This window comes from Pectobacterium cacticida, assembly GCF_036885195.1.
Lineage (GTDB): Bacteria > Pseudomonadota > Gammaproteobacteria > Enterobacterales > Enterobacteriaceae > Pectobacterium > Pectobacterium cacticida.
In genome coordinates this window covers 3,290,738-3,305,944 of the sequence record NZ_CP133656.1, presented here as the reverse complement: position 1 = coordinate 3,305,944, position 15,207 = coordinate 3,290,738, and the positions used below count along the sequence as shown (strand labels likewise).

Below are 15,207 nucleotides of genomic sequence, written 5' to 3'. Positions count from 1 at the left end.
AAAGACAGAGACGTCGTCGCTGTTTGATCGAGATACACGAGCCTATCACGGGGTGAGGTATTCCTACGGAAACCTCATCCCCGAGCTTTCCCTAATATGATGCTATCCCTGTGCTGGAAAGTCTGACTAGCTAACGCGCGGGCGGCACATTACTGATGTGTTACCACCACCAAGCGGATTGCATCCAAACGCCAGTTGGCTTCGTGCAGGTTACTCAGCACCTGCTCACGTTGGTTTTCCAATGCGGTCAGCTCATCTTCACGGATGTTCGGGTTGACGGCTTTCAGCGCTTCCAAACGTTCCAACTCGCGGCGCAATTGCAGGTCGGCCTGCTCCTGAGCTTCAGTAATGAGCTGACGTGCCTGCGTTTCTACCAACGTTTCCGCCTGTTGCAACATAGCGTGAACATCGGGCTGTACCGCGTTCACCAGCTTGCTAGACATATGGCGATTTATCGCGTTGAGCTGGCGGTTAAAACTCTCGAATTCGACGTGTTCGGCCAAATTGTTGCCTTTACTATCCATTAATAATCGCACTGGCGTTGGCGGTAGAAAACGGGTCAGTTGCAGGTGTTTCGGCGCCTGTGCTTCGACGACATAAATCAGTTCCGCCAGCAGCGTGCCGACGGGTAACGCCTTATTTTTCAACAAAGAAACCGCACAACTTCCGGTATCACCGGACAGAATAAGATCGAGCCCGTTACGAATGAGCGGATGTTCCCAACTGATAAACTGGGCGTCTTCGCGGGAAAGCGCCTGATCGCGATCGAAGGTGATGGTACACCCGTCCTGCGGTAAGCCAGGAAAATCAGGCACCAGCATATGATCGGAAGGCGTCAGAATGATGAGGTTATCGCTGCGATCTTCCTGATTAATACCCACAATATCAAACAGGTTTAGCGCGAATGTGACTAAATTGACGTCATTATCCTGCTCGGCAATGGCCTGCGCCAACCGCTGAGCCTGTTCACCGCCATGAGAATGCATTTCCAGCAGACGATCGCGTCCCTGTTCGAGTTGCTGCTTGAGGCTGTCGTGCTGTTGGCGGCACGCCTGAATAAAGTCGTCTAACCCTTGCTGCTCACCGACCGTCGTTAATCGCTCAAGCAACGACGTATGATGCGCATCATAGATGGTACGCCCGGTTGGGCAGGTGTGTTCAAACGAGTCTAATCCTTCATGATACCAGCGCACCAGTAAGGCCTGCGCCGTATTTTCCAAATAGGGCACCAGAATCTGGATTTCTTTCGCCTGACCGATACGATCCAGGCGACCGATACGCTGCTCTAGCAAATCGGGATTGAATGGCAGATCGAACATGATTAAATGGCTGGCAAACTGGAAGTTACGGCCTTCTGAGCCAATCTCTGAACAGATCAGCACCTGCGCGCCTTCTTCTTCGGAGGCGAAATAAGCGGCGGCACGGTCGCGTTCCAGAATTGAGAGCCCTTCATGGAAGACGGCGGCGCGGATGGCTTCACGCGTGCGCAGCACCTGCTCTAGCTGGAGCGCGGTGGTCGCCTGCGCACAGATAACCAGCACTTTTTCATCGCGGTTGGCAGTCAGGTAGTTCAGCAGCCATTCCACGCGAGGATCGAAATTCCACCAGGTGGCGTCATCTCCTTCGAACTGCTGATAAATTTGTTCTGGATACAACATGTCGCGTGCGCGCGATTCCAGCGGCTTATTGGCATTCATAATGCCGGCCACTTTAATGGCCGTTTGGTATTGCGCCGGCAACGGCAGACGGATTTGATGCAGGATGCGCTGCGGGAAACCTTTCACCCCCTGACGCGTGTTCCTGAACAGCACGCGGCTGGTGCCGTGGCGGTCCATTAACATAGTGATCAGTTCCTGGCGCGCTTTCAGGTTGTCATCGCTATCGCTATTAATGGCTTTTAGCAGCGGTTCGATATCCTGTTCGCCGAGCAGGTCGCTAAGGGCATTCAATTCAGCCGCTTGGGCCTTTTCCCCCGCCAATAGCAGGGTGACGGCATCGGCGACCGGACGATACTGCTGCTGTTCGGCAACAAATTCCTGATAGTCGTGGAAGCGATTGGGATCGAGCAGGCGCAATCGCGCAAAGTGGCTTTGCTGGCCGAGCTGCTCTGGCGTCGCGGTTAATAACAAGACGGCGGGCGTCGCGCGAGCCAGCGCTTCAATAGCCTGATATTCCGGGCTGGGATTCTCTTCGCTCCAGGCCAGATGATGGGCTTCATCCACGACCAGAAGATCCCAGTCGGCATTGACGAGTTGAGAAAAACGCGGGGCGCTACGTTGCACGAACCCCAGTGAGCAGATCACCAGTTGTTCGGTTTCGAAGGGATTACTGCTGTCTTGCTTGGCTTCGGCATAGCGCTCGTCGTCAAACAGTGAGAACAACAGGTTAAAGCGGCGCAGCATTTCGACCAACCACTGATGTTGCAGGGTTTCCGGTACGATAATCAACACGCGACTGGCCCGTCCGGCGAGCAGTTGCTGGTGGATGATCATCCCGGCTTCAATCGTTTTCCCCAAACCAACTTCATCTGCCAGCAACACGCGTGGCGCATGACGTTGGCCGACCTCATGCGCGATGTGAAGCTGATGGGGGATCAGGCTGGCACGCATGCCGCGCAGGCCGCTCCACTGTTGCTGCGCCTGTTCATGCTGATGTTTACGCGCGCGATAACGCAGGGCAAAGCGATCCATGCGGTCGATCTGCCCGGCAAACAGGCGATCCTGGGGTTTATTAAATGTCAGTTTGCTGTCCAGAAAGACTTCACGGAGTTCCGTCGGTGTATCATCGTCCAGACGCCGACCGCAATAGATTAGTAACCCGTTTTCTTCCCGCACCTCGTCCACTTTTAGCTGCCAGCCTTCATGGCTGGTGACCGTATCGCCGGAATTAAACATCACACGGGTGATGGGCGCGTCACTGCGGGAATAAAGCCGATTTTCGCCGCTGGCGGGAAAAAGCAGCGTGACCATTCGTGTATCGACGGCAACGACCGTTCCCAATCCAAGTTCGCTTTCCGTATCGCTGATCCAGCGCTGACCAAGTGTAAAAGGCATAAATTCTTAGCTCGATGTTCGTCTGTGTCGGGGGAATGTCTGATTGCATTATCGGGTGGCGATAATGCTGCTGATGTCAATTCAGAAAGGGCATTATGGTAAAGGATGACGGCGCGTTCGTCACCTCTCAAACCGATAGTCCCGTGAATTAACCGCTTTCATTGAATTTCATGCCCGCCGGACAGTTAAAATAGCCCCATTTGCCCAGTCACCTGCGTAGTGAAATCGTCATGCAGGAAAGGAAGAATGGCGTCGGCGACTGGCTGGAGCTGACGTTCTACATAATGCTGGTAATCCAGCGGTGAATGTCGGGTTTCCAGCGGCTCCGGGCCGTTAACGGTCATGACATAGCTGATCCAACCGCCGTTCTGGTATTGCAACGGCCTCCCCTGCTGGCGATTATAGTCATCGGCGATTTTAGCCGCTCTGGCGTGGGGCGGCACGTTGCGTTGGTAATCATCAAGCTTGCGGCGTAGCCGTTTACGGTAGATCAATAGATCGTCAAAATCACCGTTTAGCGTCCGTTTAACATAGTCTCGCAACCACGCCTGATAAGGTTGTTGTTTAAAAATGAGCCGATAGAGCTGTTGCTGAAACTGCTGCGCTAGCGGTGTCCAGTCGGTACGTACGGTTTCCAGCCCTTTGAATACCATTTTTTCGCCCTGTGGCGTGTCGATAAGCCCCGCGTAACGCTTTTTACTGCCTTGTTCTGCGCCGCGAATGGTCGGCATCAGGAAGCGGCGAAAATGCGTCTCAAACTCCAGCTCCAGCGCGCTGGTTAATTGCAGGGTGTCTTGCAGATGGTGTTTCCACCACTGGTTAATGTGTTGAACCAGTGCGTTACCAATCGTTGTCGCCTCCTGTTCGCTATGCGTATGTTTCAGCCAGACGAATGTGGAGTCGGTATCGCCATAAATCACTGGATAACCTTGTTCCTCGATCAGTTCGCGCGTTTTGCGCATGATGTCATGGCCACGAAGGGTGATTGATGAGGCCAGACGCGGATCGAAGAAGCGACAGCCCGTAGCGCCTAGCACACCGTAAAAGGCATTCATGATGATCTTCAACGCCTGGGACAGGGGTTTGTTATTGGCCCGTTTCGCCGCTTCACGACCTTGCCAGATTTGCGCGACAATCGCCGGTAGGCAGTGCTGTTCGCGGGAGAACCACGCGCCGCGAAAGCCGGGAACAGCCTGTTTTTCGTCAGGGTGCAGCATTCCCACCGCCAGCCCAACGGGGTCAATCAGGAACGTACGAATGATGGAGGGGTAGAGGCTTTTGTAATCCAGCACGAGCACCGAATCGTACAAACCGGGGCGCGAATCCATCACGAAACCGCCAGGGCTGGCTTCGAGTGCGACCTCGCCCAGATTCGGGGCGACATAACCCATGCGATGCATCCGTGGCAGATAAAGGTGGGAAAATGCCGCGACGGAGCCGCCGCTGCGATCTGCCGCTAAACCGGTAACGCTGGCGCGTTCCAGTAAAAACGACAGTAGCTCGGTTTTATCGAAAATACGCGTCACCAGTTCGCAGTCTTTCAGGTTATAGCGGGCGAGCGCGGGTTTATCTTCGGCAAAGAGGCGGTCGATTTCATCCATCCGCTGATAGGGCGTATCGATGGCTTTGCCTTCACCCAGCAGCGATTGCGCGACAAATTCCAGGCTAAATGAGGCAAAATTCCACGTGGCGGATTTCAGCGCTTCGATACCATCGATTATCAGGCGGCCAGGCGCGCTGGCAAAGAAATGCCCTTGTTTAAAGCCGTGCTCCCGCCATTCCAGCGCCTGACCGCCGCGCCCCAGCGTGAGCGGCATGTTGTAGCGTTCAGCATGCTTTTGCAAAACGCGCAGATCAAACTGCACCAGATTCCAACCGATAATGGCATCGGGGTCGTGCTGTTGCATCCAGGTATTCAGCCTTTCCAGCAGCAGCGGACGGCTAGCGACGTACTCAAGGGAAAACTCCTCGTCGGTCACAGGCGTACCGTTCGGCGGGCCAAGCATATAAACCTGACGTTGTCCGCAGCCTTCCAGCCCGATGCAGTAAAGTTCACCGTGGCGGTTTGTTTCGATATCCAGTGACGCCAGTCGCAGCATTGGGCGGTAATCGGGAGCGGGCTTCATGCGGACATCCGTCAGCAGTCCTTCCGACGCAACCGTACCACTCAGCCACACGGGCGCGGTGATAAAGCGCTCCATAAGAAAGCGCTCCGGCGGACGGATATCTGCTTCGTAAACCTGAATGCCTCCCTCGCGCAGCAACTTTTCCAGCCGTAGCAGTTGCCGATATTGCGCGCAATAAAGCCCCAGTAGCGGCTGATGGTGAAAATCTTGCAGGGCGAGCGGTTTCAACTGCCAGCGTTTTTCCTGACGTAAAAGCGTTCTTGCACGAGATTCCTGCGGCGCGGGAATAAAGGCGACGGCCTGCTGTGGCGGCAAACGCGCCAACAGCGGGCCTTCATCGGTGGCCAACCAAAATTCAACCTGCGTACCTGCTGGTGTATCGTTCCAGTGGCGGGTGAGTAGGAAACCCTGACGGACCTGAGTCACTAAGCGGCCTTTTATCGCGAACAAGAGAAAAAAAGAGATAGGATTAAGTATGGTTATTTATACAGTTTCTGTCTAGCGCGATGGTATTGATGCCGCCTCATCCGCTCCGACGTCAGCGATTAACGGCTTCTGCTATGATCCAATAATCCTGGTTTCAGACTGTTGGCAAACTTATGTATGGAACGGAAACGGCGATAATGGGGTAGAAGAGTGAAGCGTTGCGGTCCGATTTTACATCTCGCAACGTACTTGCAACCTCTTTACGATCTACTCATTATTACCGCGCAACATCTTTTGTCGGCAGACACCGTCTTTATCAATATGGGTAGGTTTTATGGAAGCATGGCTGGATCATTTGGTGACCCAATCACTCGCGTATTCGTTGATTGCCGTCATGCTGGTTGCTTTTCTGGAATCCCTGGCCTTGGTCGGACTGCTACTGCCGGGGACGGTGATGATGGCAACGCTAGGGGCGCTGATTGGCAGTGGACAAATGGGGCTTTATCCGGCCTGGGCGGCGGGTATTATCGGTTGTTTGCTAGGCGATTGGATATCCTATTTTATTGGCGTGTATTTCAAAGTACCGCTGCATCGTTGGTCTTTCCTGAAAAAGCACCAAACACTGCTGAAAAAGACGGAATACGCCTTACACCGGCACCCGATGCCGACGATATTAATCGGGCGTTTTATCGGCCCGACTCGCCCTTTAATCCCAATGGCTGCGGGGATGCTGGGATTGTCACCGTACAAATTTGCCGTGCCGGCGACTATCGGTTGTTTAGTGTGGCCGCTGGCCTACTTTTTCCCTGGCATTCTGGCGGGTGTGGCGATTGATATCCCTTCAGGGACGAACAGTGCGCAATTTAAGTGGTTGCTGCTGGCGACCGCTGTGACCGTGTGGGTCGCAGGCTGGTTACTTTGGCGCTGGTGGCGTAGTAATAAACGCACATCCCATGATTGGTTTAGCCGTAAGGTATCGATTAAACAGCTACGCTGGGCCGCGCTGGCGATGTCTGTCGCGGCCATTGCATCGTTGATTATGTTGATTCAGCACCCATTAATGCCGATTTATTACAATCTACTATGGCAGGTATTACATGGATGAAGCGGGGCAGGCCGGGGAACCCCGACCCGACCATCTAGCAATAAAACTCGGCAACCTGCCTGAAAATGGGCATCTCCTCACCGTGGCGGCGGACCTGAAGCACATCCTCCAATTTTTCCACCTGACTGATCATCTGTTGCAGGCGCTGGTCATCTTTGACCAGTAGCCAGATTCGGCTTTCCTTACCGTTTGCCAGCGGCATACATAAAATGCCTTCCACGTTGAATGCGCGGCGGGCAAATAGCCCGCAAACGTGTGACATGACCCCGGGGTGATTGCGTACTGAGAGTTCCAGCGTAACCTGATTAGAAGTGGGTTGAGTTGGCATAGTCATTAGTCTCCGATCATATCGATGTTGGCTGCACCTGGCGGCACGATAGGCAAAACTTTCTCATTGGTATCGATGCGTACATGGATTAGCGTTGGCCCTGGCTGATTGAGAGCCTCTTGCAGCGCAGCCTGCGGGTCGTTCGCCGCGTTTAGATCGCAAGTTGCAAAGCCGAAGCCTGCGGCAATGGCGATAAAATGCGTGTTATAGCGGTAATCGGCGGCAAAGATCCGCTGCTGGAAAAACATGGACTGCTGCTGATGAACCAGACCAAGCGACTGGTTGTTCATCAGGACGATTTTAACGTTGAGCCCTTCTTCGGCAGCCGTTGCCATTTCCTGAATATTCATCATCAGGCTACCGTCACCGGAGAAGCACACCACGGTGCGTTCCGGCTCGGCCAGCGCGGCGCCAATCGCCGCAGGCAGGCCAAAGCCCATCGTGCCAAACCCGCCGGATGTCAGCCACTGGCGCGGACGGCGCAGTGGATAAGACTGGGCGACCCACATCTGATGCTGGCCGACATCGGTGGTGATGATGGCTTCGTCCGTCAGTGAGCGGGCCACAGTCTGAATGAGGCCATAATGGCTTAACGGATCGTCAGCATTCGGCATGTTGAACGGAAATTCCTGTTGCAGCTCACGAACGGCGGCACGCCATACGCTGCGTTGCTGCGCAACAATATGCGGCAGCAACTGCTCCAGCGCCTGCGCGACATCGGCGTTAATTGCCACATGCGGCTGACGGATCTTGCCTAATTCGGCGGGATCGATATCGATGTGAATAATGTTGGCCTGCGGGCAAAATTGTTCCGCCTTACCAATCGCGCGATCGTCAAAACGCGCACCCAGCACAATTAACAAATCCGCCTGTTCTAGGATCAGATTGGTTGATCGTGCGGCGTGCATACCGAGCATACCCAGCGACAGGGGATGATCGACGGGCATGGCACCCAGCGCCATCAGCGTCATGGTGGTCGGTAGACTGGACCGTTCCGCCAGTTGCAGCGCTTGTTTATGCGCGCTGCTGCTAATGATCCCGCCCCCCAGATAAAGAACCGGACGTTGAGCCGCATTAATCATAGCGGCTGCCCGCTCGATGTCCTGCTGGAGGGGGGCAGGCGGCGTAGCGAGGGGCAGGACACCAGGGAGTTCGCTCAACTCAAGGGTTGCGTTCTGAATGTCTTTGGGAATATCGATCCACACCGGTCCGGGGCGGCCCGATTGGGCGATGCGAAAGGCTTCTGGGATCACGCGTGGGAGTTCGTTGACGTCTCGCACCAGGTAGTTATGTTTAGTCACGGGAATGGAGATGCCGTACGTGTCGACTTCCTGAAAGGCGTCGGTGCCGATCATACAGGAAGGCACCTGGCCGGTGATGCACACCAGTGGAATCGAATCCAGTTTGGCATCGGCAATGGCGGTGAGCAGGTTAGTCGCCCCCGGCCCGCTGGAAGCCATGCAAACGGCGGCACGCCCGCTGGCTCGCGCCATACCCTGTGCCATAAACCCCGCACCTTGTTCGTGTCGCGCCAGAATGTGGCGAATAGTTTTACTTTGACTCAGTGCATCATATAACGGCAGCGCCGCGCCGCCGGGGATACCCGATACGGTGGTGATGCCCTGCTGTTCGAGCAGTCGGACAATTAACTGAGCGCCTGTGTAACGCATGCTTACATCCTTCATTAGGGCCGGCGCGGTGTCGGAGCGGGAGATAAAAATAAGAAACCCCGCTCGGCTGGCGCCGGCGGGGTTTGAGAATCTTCGATTCGGAACCCGTTACGGCGCGTTGCCGACGACCACCACGACGACCACACGCACGACGACGACCGCGTCAACATGCGCGGTGCTTAGTAGTGCTGAAGTGGCAGAAGAGTAGTGCGTCACGGGAATCCTAATTCAAGTTTGGGTTATATGCGGCCGAGCTATTTGTCGTCAAAAGCCCGATATCATCAAGAGCTCGTTCCCATTACGGGTGAGGCTCAATGTGCCTCCGTCATATAAGCACGGTAGGAGAAAAAGACACAATACCTACAAGGGATAAAAACGCAATATGTTGCACGGATCACAAAATATTAACGAATTACGCGGTCGTTTACCCAGCAGGCGTATGCGAAATTCCCAGTACGGTGGCCGCGGCCGCGCTGCCGTCCTGTAGCGCCTGCGTCGAACCATCGTAATAAATCTGCCCATCCACGATCAGCACCGTACGCTTTGCGATCCGCTGGGCATCATCCAGATTGTGGGACACCATTAGCAGGGTGAACTCACGCTCCTGACATACGCTTTCCACCAGATCGAGCATCTCCTGACGCAGCGCCGGATCAAGCGCTGAGAATGGCTCATCCAGCAGCAGAATAGGCTGGTGGCGCACCAGACAGCGTGCCAGAGCCGCGCGCTGGCGTTGCCCGCCGGAAACCTGCGACGGTAGACGATCCAGAAGATCCGCCAGGCCGACCCGAGCGGCGATCTGCCGTAGCGTTTCACGCTGTGCGGCACTGAGCCGCAGACCGGGGTGCAATCCCAGCGCGATGTTTTGCCCAATCGTCAGATGCGGAAACAGGTTATTTTCCTGAAACAGAATCGAAACCGGCCGTTTAGCGGGAGGTGTCTCGCGGTGAGGCTCACCGTTAAGCCACAACTCGCCGCTGTCCGCCATCAGGAAACCGGCAATCAGATTCAGCAGCGTACTTTTCCCTGCGCCGCTGGGGCCGAGGATAGCAACGCGTTCACCCGGTTTGACGTGAAAATCAAAACGCATGGGCAAGTGCTGATAGAAGTAGGTCAATTTCTCAAGCGCGATCATGACGGCCCGCCAGTTTCTCAATCAGGGTAAATAACATAAAGCACAGCAGCATCAACAGCAGTGCTGTCACTGCACCGTCAGCGCTGCGATAGGAACCAATTTGCTGGTACAGATAGAACGGCAGCGTGCGGAACTGCTCATTGCCAAACAGCGCGATGACGCCGAAATCACCGAGCGATAGCACGCAGGCAAAGGCTAACGCCTGTGCTAGCGGCTGCTTCAGTGCAGCCATCTCGATGATCTTCAGCCGCTGCCAGCCGCGAATATCCAGAGACGCACAGAGCCGATTATAGCGCTCGGCAACGTCCAGCATCGGGTTTTCCAACACTTTGATCGCGTACGGAATTGCCATCAGCGCGTTGGTGAACACCACCAGCGCGTAAGGGGATTGCGGTAAGCCAATGCTGTTATTCAGCAGTAGGAAAAAGCCGGTTGCCAGCACAATGCCGGGCATGGCGAGGATGAGCATACCGCTCAGATTCATCAACTGCCCATAGAGCGGCTTCTGGCGTAACGTGAGCTCGCGGCTGCTCCAGAGCAGCATCATGGTCAACGCCAGACATAAAAGCCCCGCGCCCAGAGCGATGCGCAGCGAGGTCAACAGCGTTTGCCAGAGCACGGGCTGTTGCAGCACGCTAACCAGCGAGCGGTTCACGCCATCCACCACCACGGCCAGCAAGGGAGGAACGACCAGTAGCAACAGCGCGCCAATCATCATGCCATCGGTGAGACGGCTTAACGCGCTATCCTGCGGGTTGCGCCAGGCGAGTTGCTGTGTGCTGCCGACGGGCAGAATGCGCCCAAGCCGCTGGCTTAACAGCACCAAACCGAGACAACAAACCATCTGAATTAACGCCAGCAGTGCCGCGCGCGCCGGATCGTAATCAAAGCTTAATGCCTGATAGATAGCCAGCTCAATGGTGGTCGCCCGCGGGCCGCCGCCCAGCGACAGCACCGTAGCAAAGCTGGCAAAACAGAGCATAAAAATCAGCGCGCCGGTCGGCAAAATTTGTCGGCGCAGGACGGGCCATTCCAGCAGGCGGAAATGTTGCCAGCCGTTCATGCCGAGATTCGCAGCCAGTTGGCGTTGCTCGGTAGCTATCCCCTCCAGCGACTGCAACAGCAATCGGGTCGCCAGCGGCAGATTGAAGAACACATGCGCCAGCAGAATGCCTTGCAATCCATAGAGTGAAAACGTGTATTTCAGGTCAAACCAGCCTAATGCAGAGGCCAGCCAGCCCTGACGCCCATACACGCTGAGTAGGCCAAAAATGGCCACCAGCACGGGCAGCACCAGCGTCATCGCGCACAGGCGCAACAGCCAACGGTGGCCGGGAAAACGCCGTCGATACAGCGCTCTGGCGAGAAAAATGGCTGGCACGGTAGAAAACAGCGCGGAGAGAAAGGCTTGCCAGAAGGTGAACCGAATAACATGCCAGAGATAGCTGTCATGCCATAGCGTGCGCCACTGGCTGCCCGGCGCCTGTAGCCACAAGGCGCCGAAAGCCAGTACGGCAACGGAAATTAACAGCGTGGTAGCCAGTAGCCCTGGCCACAAACGTCCGCCGATCAGTGGCTGACGGCGCGTTGCCATGCCTGAATCCACTGCGTCCGGTGAGTGGCGACGTCCTGTGCGCTGAACTGCATGGCTTTTTCCGGCACCTTGAGCGTGGCGAAGCCCGCAGGCAGGTCGGTTTTAACGGCTGGGTACATCCAGTTCGTGGTAGGGATCGCCTGCTGGAAGGTTGGACTGAGGATGAACTGCATAAAGCGTTTTGCCAGTTCGGGATTTTTGCTGGAAGCCAGTTGCCCGGCGATTTCGATTTGCAGATAGTGCCCTTCGCTGAAGGTTGCGGCGGCGTAATTGTCTTTCTTCTCTTCAATAATGTGGTAGGCCGGAGACGTGGTGTAGCTCAGCACCAGATCGGCTTCCCCTTTCAGGAACAGGCCATAGGCTTCGCTCCAGCCTTTGGTGACGGTAACGGTTTTCTTCGCCAGCTTCTGCCAGGCTTGCGGTGCCTCATCGCCATATACTTTTTGCATCCATAGCAGCAGTCCCAGTCCCGGTGTGCTGGTACGAGGATCCTGATAGATCACTTTCCACGGCGTGTCGCTGTCTACCAGCTCATGCAGGCTTTTCGGCGGATTTTTCAGCGTCTCTTTGTTATAGACAAAAGCGAAATAGCCGTAGTCGTAAGGCACGAAGGTCTTATTGTTCCAGCCGCCCGGCACCGTAACGGCGCTGGTGTCGAGATGGTGTGGGGCAAACAGGCCGGTTTGCTCCGCTGCCTGCAACAGGTTGTTGTCCAGCCCCAGAATGATGTCCGCTTTGCTGTTTTTACCTTCCATTCGCAGCCGGTTCAATAGCGATGCGCCATCTTCCAACGCGACGAAATTCAGTTCGCACTCGCACGCTTTCTCAAAAGCGGTTTTGATGACGGGCCCCGGACCCCATTCGGAAGCGAATGAGTCATAGGTATAAACGGTTAGCGTAGGCTTGGCGAACGCCGAAGCAGAGAGCAGTAACAGGCAAGGCAGGCTGATTTTCAGCACGGCGGCTGAACGATGTAGTAATTGATTGAACACTTTGCACTCCTGAGCATCATAGGGTGGCAAAGGATTTTGAGGCAGCAAAGCAATGAGCCGCACTCTCAAATCCCTTCGCCGGTATTAACCGGATCAGGTTCGACGGGTATTTTCTCAGCGAAAAATCTTCCGCACCCCGTTGAGAACGGCTCATTGTAAAGGGTTATGTTGGGTAGTGAAAGGCTCTCAGCGCTCCGGCGGCAAGAACCAGGCGGATTTAAAATCAAACCAGCCCAGCATATTCATCCTGACGCCGCGCATACTGCGTTGCCCCTGAAGTTGCAGCCAGTGATGTAATAGCGGATGCAATTGGCCGCTTTGGATGAGCCTTTCACACCATTCAGCTAAGAGCAGTGTGCCATTGCGCCACCGCTGCGCGTCCGCGTGCAAATCGTCATTCAGGCAGAGTTGTACCAGCGGCAGCTCGTAGAGCGTAGCAAACAGGGAAAATTCGAGGGGTAAATAGCAGTTTACGCTGCCAAACCAGATATCGCTTTCCGCATTGCCCTGGTGCCAGTCTTCGTAGCTGACCGTCTGAATATGCAGCGTGACGCCGTGCTGTGCCAGCAGCGTGCGCATAATCTCACTTAATATCCGGTATTCAGGATGTGCCTGATAGAACGTGAGCGTAACGTCCGTCAGCCCTTTCGGAATGGATTGCGGTATCTCAGGATGGTGATGGTGCCAGCGCGGCAGCAGACTGTAGGCGGGCGACCAGTCACGCTGGTTGCTGGTATTCGCCTGGTTGAGTAGCGAAATGGGGTTAAATATCTGCCTGAGCCATCGTTGAGCTTCCGGCCGTGATGCTAACGGCGAACGCTTATCGAACAGCAGGAAATAGCCGCCTTCTTCCATCCGGCTTTCTAGCTGCTCGTGACGAGAATTGTCAAACTGGAGTTGGATAGATACCGGCGTTTCCTCTGGTTCATCGGGCAGAACCCAGATATTGACCTCATCGATCAGCGCCCGATAGCCAAAATAGTCATCGAAGGCGCGGATTTTCAATTGATTACTGTTATTACGTACCACGGCATAAGGGCCGGTACCAATTGGGTGCTGGGCAAAATCGGGTAGCGTTTGCCACTCTTGCGGCAAAATCATGGCGTGCACGCTGCCTAATAACCACGGTAGCCAGTTATCCGGGCTGTCTAGCCGAATATCAATCACGAAGGGCATTGGCGAGGTGACGCTTTCAATATGAGAAAAGAGCGGGAGCGGAATAAGACGAGAGAGCGAGGTGGTGATGTCATCCATCGTGAGTTCTCGTCCGTGATGAAAACGGATAGCCGGGCGCAGATAGAAGCGCCAGTGCAGGGCGGAGACTCTCTGCCAGTGATGAGCCAGATCGGGTTCAACTTCCCCATTTTCCTCATTTATCTTGGTGAGCCCACTGAAAATTTGCCGTGCGATGTGCATTTCCGAACGCCGCAGCGCCGATCCGGGCTGTAAGTTGCGTAATGGCCGATAATAGAGAATGCGCAAAATATGCTTTCCCTGCCGGAAACTCCGTCCCAGATGTGCCAGCAGCATCTGGCGTACCGCTTCTTTGTCGCCCACCAACTGAACCAGTTGCTCAATGCGATCCTGCTCTAACAGATCCTCCGCACGCTGCTGTTGTAGGGCCAATCCGGTATAGATAAAGGAGAGTTGTGAGCGTTTTCCTCGTCCAGCCTCAGCCTGCCAGACGAGCCAGCCTTCTTGCTGCATCGCATTCAGCAATGAGCGGATATGACGTCGGGAACAGTTTAATACCCCGGTTAACTCTTGCAGTGTGGTAGCAGCGGTTTTCCCCTGAAAGTGCTGCCATAGGCGAATGAACTGTTGTTGCAGTCGAGTGGAAGGCATAAAAGAGGAACTCCCTGCACTAAAGTCATCAATTTATCTTTCCCTATATTACGTCGATACTTTCGAACAAGGGAAGAGAGGAGGTGGCTTATGGCAATTTCTCGCTTGTACCGGTTCTATCAAACCTACTTATTGACCTGTAAGGCAAAGTGGTTGCGATGGATGCCTGCCCAACAGCGCGTTGCATTATTGCAACAGGCAACGCAGTGGCACCTGAACGACATGTCTGATGAAGCGTACCGCCATTGGCTCTAGGCGCTGCGAAACAATGTATTCTGAGTAATGGTGATGTTTCACCAGCCAGCGAATATTTTCGCTGGCTTTTTTTTATGGTGTGCGCCGGTATCAACGCTATTCATGATAATACCGGCGTGTGTTGGTTAACGATTAACGCGAGGCATTAATTGCCGCAACCAGCGCGTTCATTTGTTCGCCGATGAGCGTCGCAATTTTTTCGTCATGCAAATTGCCCTGATCGTCAAAGCCGCCCGCGAACGCATTGGCGAAGACTTCCGGTTTGTTGAGCGGTTGGAGATTCAGAAATACCGCGCTCTGACGTAGGTGATACTGCGCACGTGAAGTGCCCATACCGCCGCCCGCGCCCATCAGCGCTACCGGCTTACCGCTCAGCGGCTGGCTGTCCGGTAAGCGTGAAAGCCAGTCGAGAATGTTCTTCAGCGCAGGAGCCATGGAGTAATTGTACTCGGTACAGGCAAACACGAAACCGTCGGCCTGTTGTGCCTGGCGCGCGATACGCTGTACGCTGGCGGGGATTTCAGTCAAATCAGCATTGTAGAAAGGCACATCTGACAGATCGGCAATCTCAAGTGTGGTATTGGTGGGCAGCGCTGCCTGTGCGGCGCGCAACAGCCCTTTATTTGTCGAGGCTTGGCGTAAACTGCCTGCAATGCCTAATAGATGTAGGGTGCTCAT

General features: G+C 54.9%; 12 protein-coding genes and 1 riboswitch. Of the genes, 2 read left to right on the top strand and 10 right to left on the bottom strand.

Going from position 1 to position 15,207, the window contains the following annotated elements; translation table 11 throughout:
- Positions 1 to 149: 149 nt before the first annotated feature.
- Positions 150 to 3,053 (bottom strand): RNA polymerase-associated protein RapA, encoded by a 2,904-nt coding sequence (gene rapA, locus RFN81_RS15160; RefSeq protein WP_264496616.1) that lies wholly within the window; start codon positions 3,051 to 3,053, stop codon positions 150 to 152.
- A 185-nt stretch (positions 3,054 to 3,238) separates the two neighbouring features.
- On the bottom strand, positions 3,239 to 5,605 hold the full coding sequence (locus tag RFN81_RS15155; RefSeq protein ID WP_264496615.1) for a DNA polymerase II: 2,367 nt from the start codon (positions 5,603 to 5,605) through the stop codon (positions 3,239 to 3,241).
- A 334-nt stretch (positions 5,606 to 5,939) separates the two neighbouring features.
- Between RFN81_RS15155 and RFN81_RS15150 the strand changes: the two genes are divergently transcribed.
- Positions 5,940 to 6,710, top strand: a complete 771-nt coding sequence (locus RFN81_RS15150; RefSeq protein WP_264496614.1) for a DedA family protein — start codon at positions 5,940 to 5,942, stop codon at positions 6,708 to 6,710.
- A gap of 34 nt (positions 6,711 to 6,744) precedes the next feature.
- On the opposite strand, the gene ilvN is transcribed toward RFN81_RS15150, so the two are convergent.
- The 7 genes from ilvN to sgrR all read right to left on the bottom strand — a co-directional run bounded on the left by ilvN (position 6,745) and on the right by sgrR (position 14,274).
- A complete protein-coding gene (gene ilvN, locus RFN81_RS15145) occupies positions 6,745 to 7,038 on the bottom strand; it encodes an acetolactate synthase small subunit (protein ID WP_264499002.1) in 294 nt (97 codons plus the stop codon).
- Positions 7,039 to 7,043: 5 nt separating this feature from the next.
- Positions 7,044 to 8,708: an acetolactate synthase large subunit gene (gene ilvB, locus RFN81_RS15140; RefSeq protein ID WP_264496613.1), complete on the bottom strand. Its 1,665-nt coding sequence runs from the start codon at positions 8,706 to 8,708 to the stop codon at positions 7,044 to 7,046.
- Between the two features lie 108 nt (positions 8,709 to 8,816).
- The gene (locus tag RFN81_RS15135; RefSeq protein WP_264496612.1) at positions 8,817 to 8,924 is read right to left on the bottom strand and encodes an ilvB operon leader peptide IvbL; all 108 of its coding nucleotides are present in this window, start codon (positions 8,922 to 8,924) and stop codon (positions 8,817 to 8,819) included.
- Positions 8,925 to 9,132: 208 nt separating this feature from the next.
- On the bottom strand, positions 9,133 to 9,843 hold the full coding sequence (thiQ, locus tag RFN81_RS15130; RefSeq protein WP_264496611.1) for a thiamine ABC transporter ATP-binding protein ThiQ: 711 nt from the start codon (positions 9,841 to 9,843) through the stop codon (positions 9,133 to 9,135).
- A complete protein-coding gene (gene thiP, locus RFN81_RS15125; RefSeq protein WP_264496610.1) occupies positions 9,830 to 11,437 on the bottom strand; it encodes a thiamine/thiamine pyrophosphate ABC transporter permease ThiP in 1,608 nt (535 codons plus the stop codon). The genes thiQ and thiP overlap by 14 nt, the downstream gene beginning before the upstream one ends.
- On the bottom strand, positions 11,413 to 12,396 hold the full coding sequence (gene thiB, locus RFN81_RS15120) for a thiamine ABC transporter substrate binding subunit (RefSeq protein WP_264499001.1): 984 nt from the start codon (positions 12,394 to 12,396) through the stop codon (positions 11,413 to 11,415). The genes thiP and thiB overlap by 25 nt, the downstream gene beginning before the upstream one ends.
- 85 nt (positions 12,397 to 12,481) lie before the next feature.
- A riboswitch (TPP riboswitch) is annotated at positions 12,482 to 12,578 on the bottom strand.
- A 37-nt stretch (positions 12,579 to 12,615) separates the two neighbouring features.
- Positions 12,616 to 14,274 (bottom strand): HTH-type transcriptional regulator SgrR, encoded by a 1,659-nt coding sequence (gene sgrR / locus RFN81_RS15115; protein ID WP_264496609.1) that lies wholly within the window; start codon positions 14,272 to 14,274, stop codon positions 12,616 to 12,618.
- A gap of 90 nt (positions 14,275 to 14,364) precedes the next feature.
- On the opposite strand from sgrR, the gene sgrT reads away from it, so the two are divergent.
- Positions 14,365 to 14,529: a glucose uptake inhibitor SgrT gene (sgrT, locus tag RFN81_RS15110; RefSeq protein WP_264496608.1), complete on the top strand. Its 165-nt coding sequence runs from the start codon at positions 14,365 to 14,367 to the stop codon at positions 14,527 to 14,529.
- A gap of 132 nt (positions 14,530 to 14,661) precedes the next feature.
- Here the strand turns inward: sgrT and RFN81_RS15105 are convergent, their stop codons facing one another.
- Positions 14,662 to 15,207 (bottom strand): NADPH-dependent FMN reductase, encoded by a 546-nt coding sequence (locus tag RFN81_RS15105; RefSeq protein ID WP_264496607.1) that lies wholly within the window; start codon positions 15,205 to 15,207, stop codon positions 14,662 to 14,664.

What these genes read in the sequence shown, in the direction of transcription:
- rapA (WP_264496616.1), bottom strand. Translation starts at nt 3,053, where the DNA reads ATGCCTTTTACACTTGGTCAGCGCTGGATCAGCGATACGGAAAGCGAA.
- RFN81_RS15150 (WP_264496614.1), top strand. Translation starts at nt 5,940, where the DNA reads ATGGAAGCATGGCTGGATCATTTGGTGACCCAATCACTCGCGTATTCG.
- ilvN (WP_264499002.1), bottom strand. Translation starts at nt 7,038, where the DNA reads ATGCCAACTCAACCCACTTCTAATCAGGTTACGCTGGAACTCTCAGTA.
- ilvB (WP_264496613.1), bottom strand. Translation starts at nt 8,708, where the DNA reads ATGCGTTACACAGGCGCTCAGTTAATTGTCCGACTGCTCGAACAGCAG.
- thiQ (WP_264496611.1), bottom strand. Translation starts at nt 9,843, where the DNA reads ATGATCGCGCTTGAGAAATTGACCTACTTCTATCAGCACTTGCCCATG.
- thiP (WP_264496610.1), bottom strand. Translation starts at nt 11,437, where the DNA reads ATGGCAACGCGCCGTCAGCCACTGATCGGCGGACGTTTGTGGCCAGGG.
- sgrR (WP_264496609.1), bottom strand. Translation starts at nt 14,274, where the DNA reads ATGCCTTCCACTCGACTGCAACAACAGTTCATTCGCCTATGGCAGCAC.
- sgrT (WP_264496608.1), top strand. Translation starts at nt 14,365, where the DNA reads ATGGCAATTTCTCGCTTGTACCGGTTCTATCAAACCTACTTATTGACC.
- RFN81_RS15105 (WP_264496607.1), bottom strand. Translation starts at nt 15,207, where the DNA reads ATGAGCACCCTACATCTATTAGGCATTGCAGGCAGTTTACGCCAAGCC.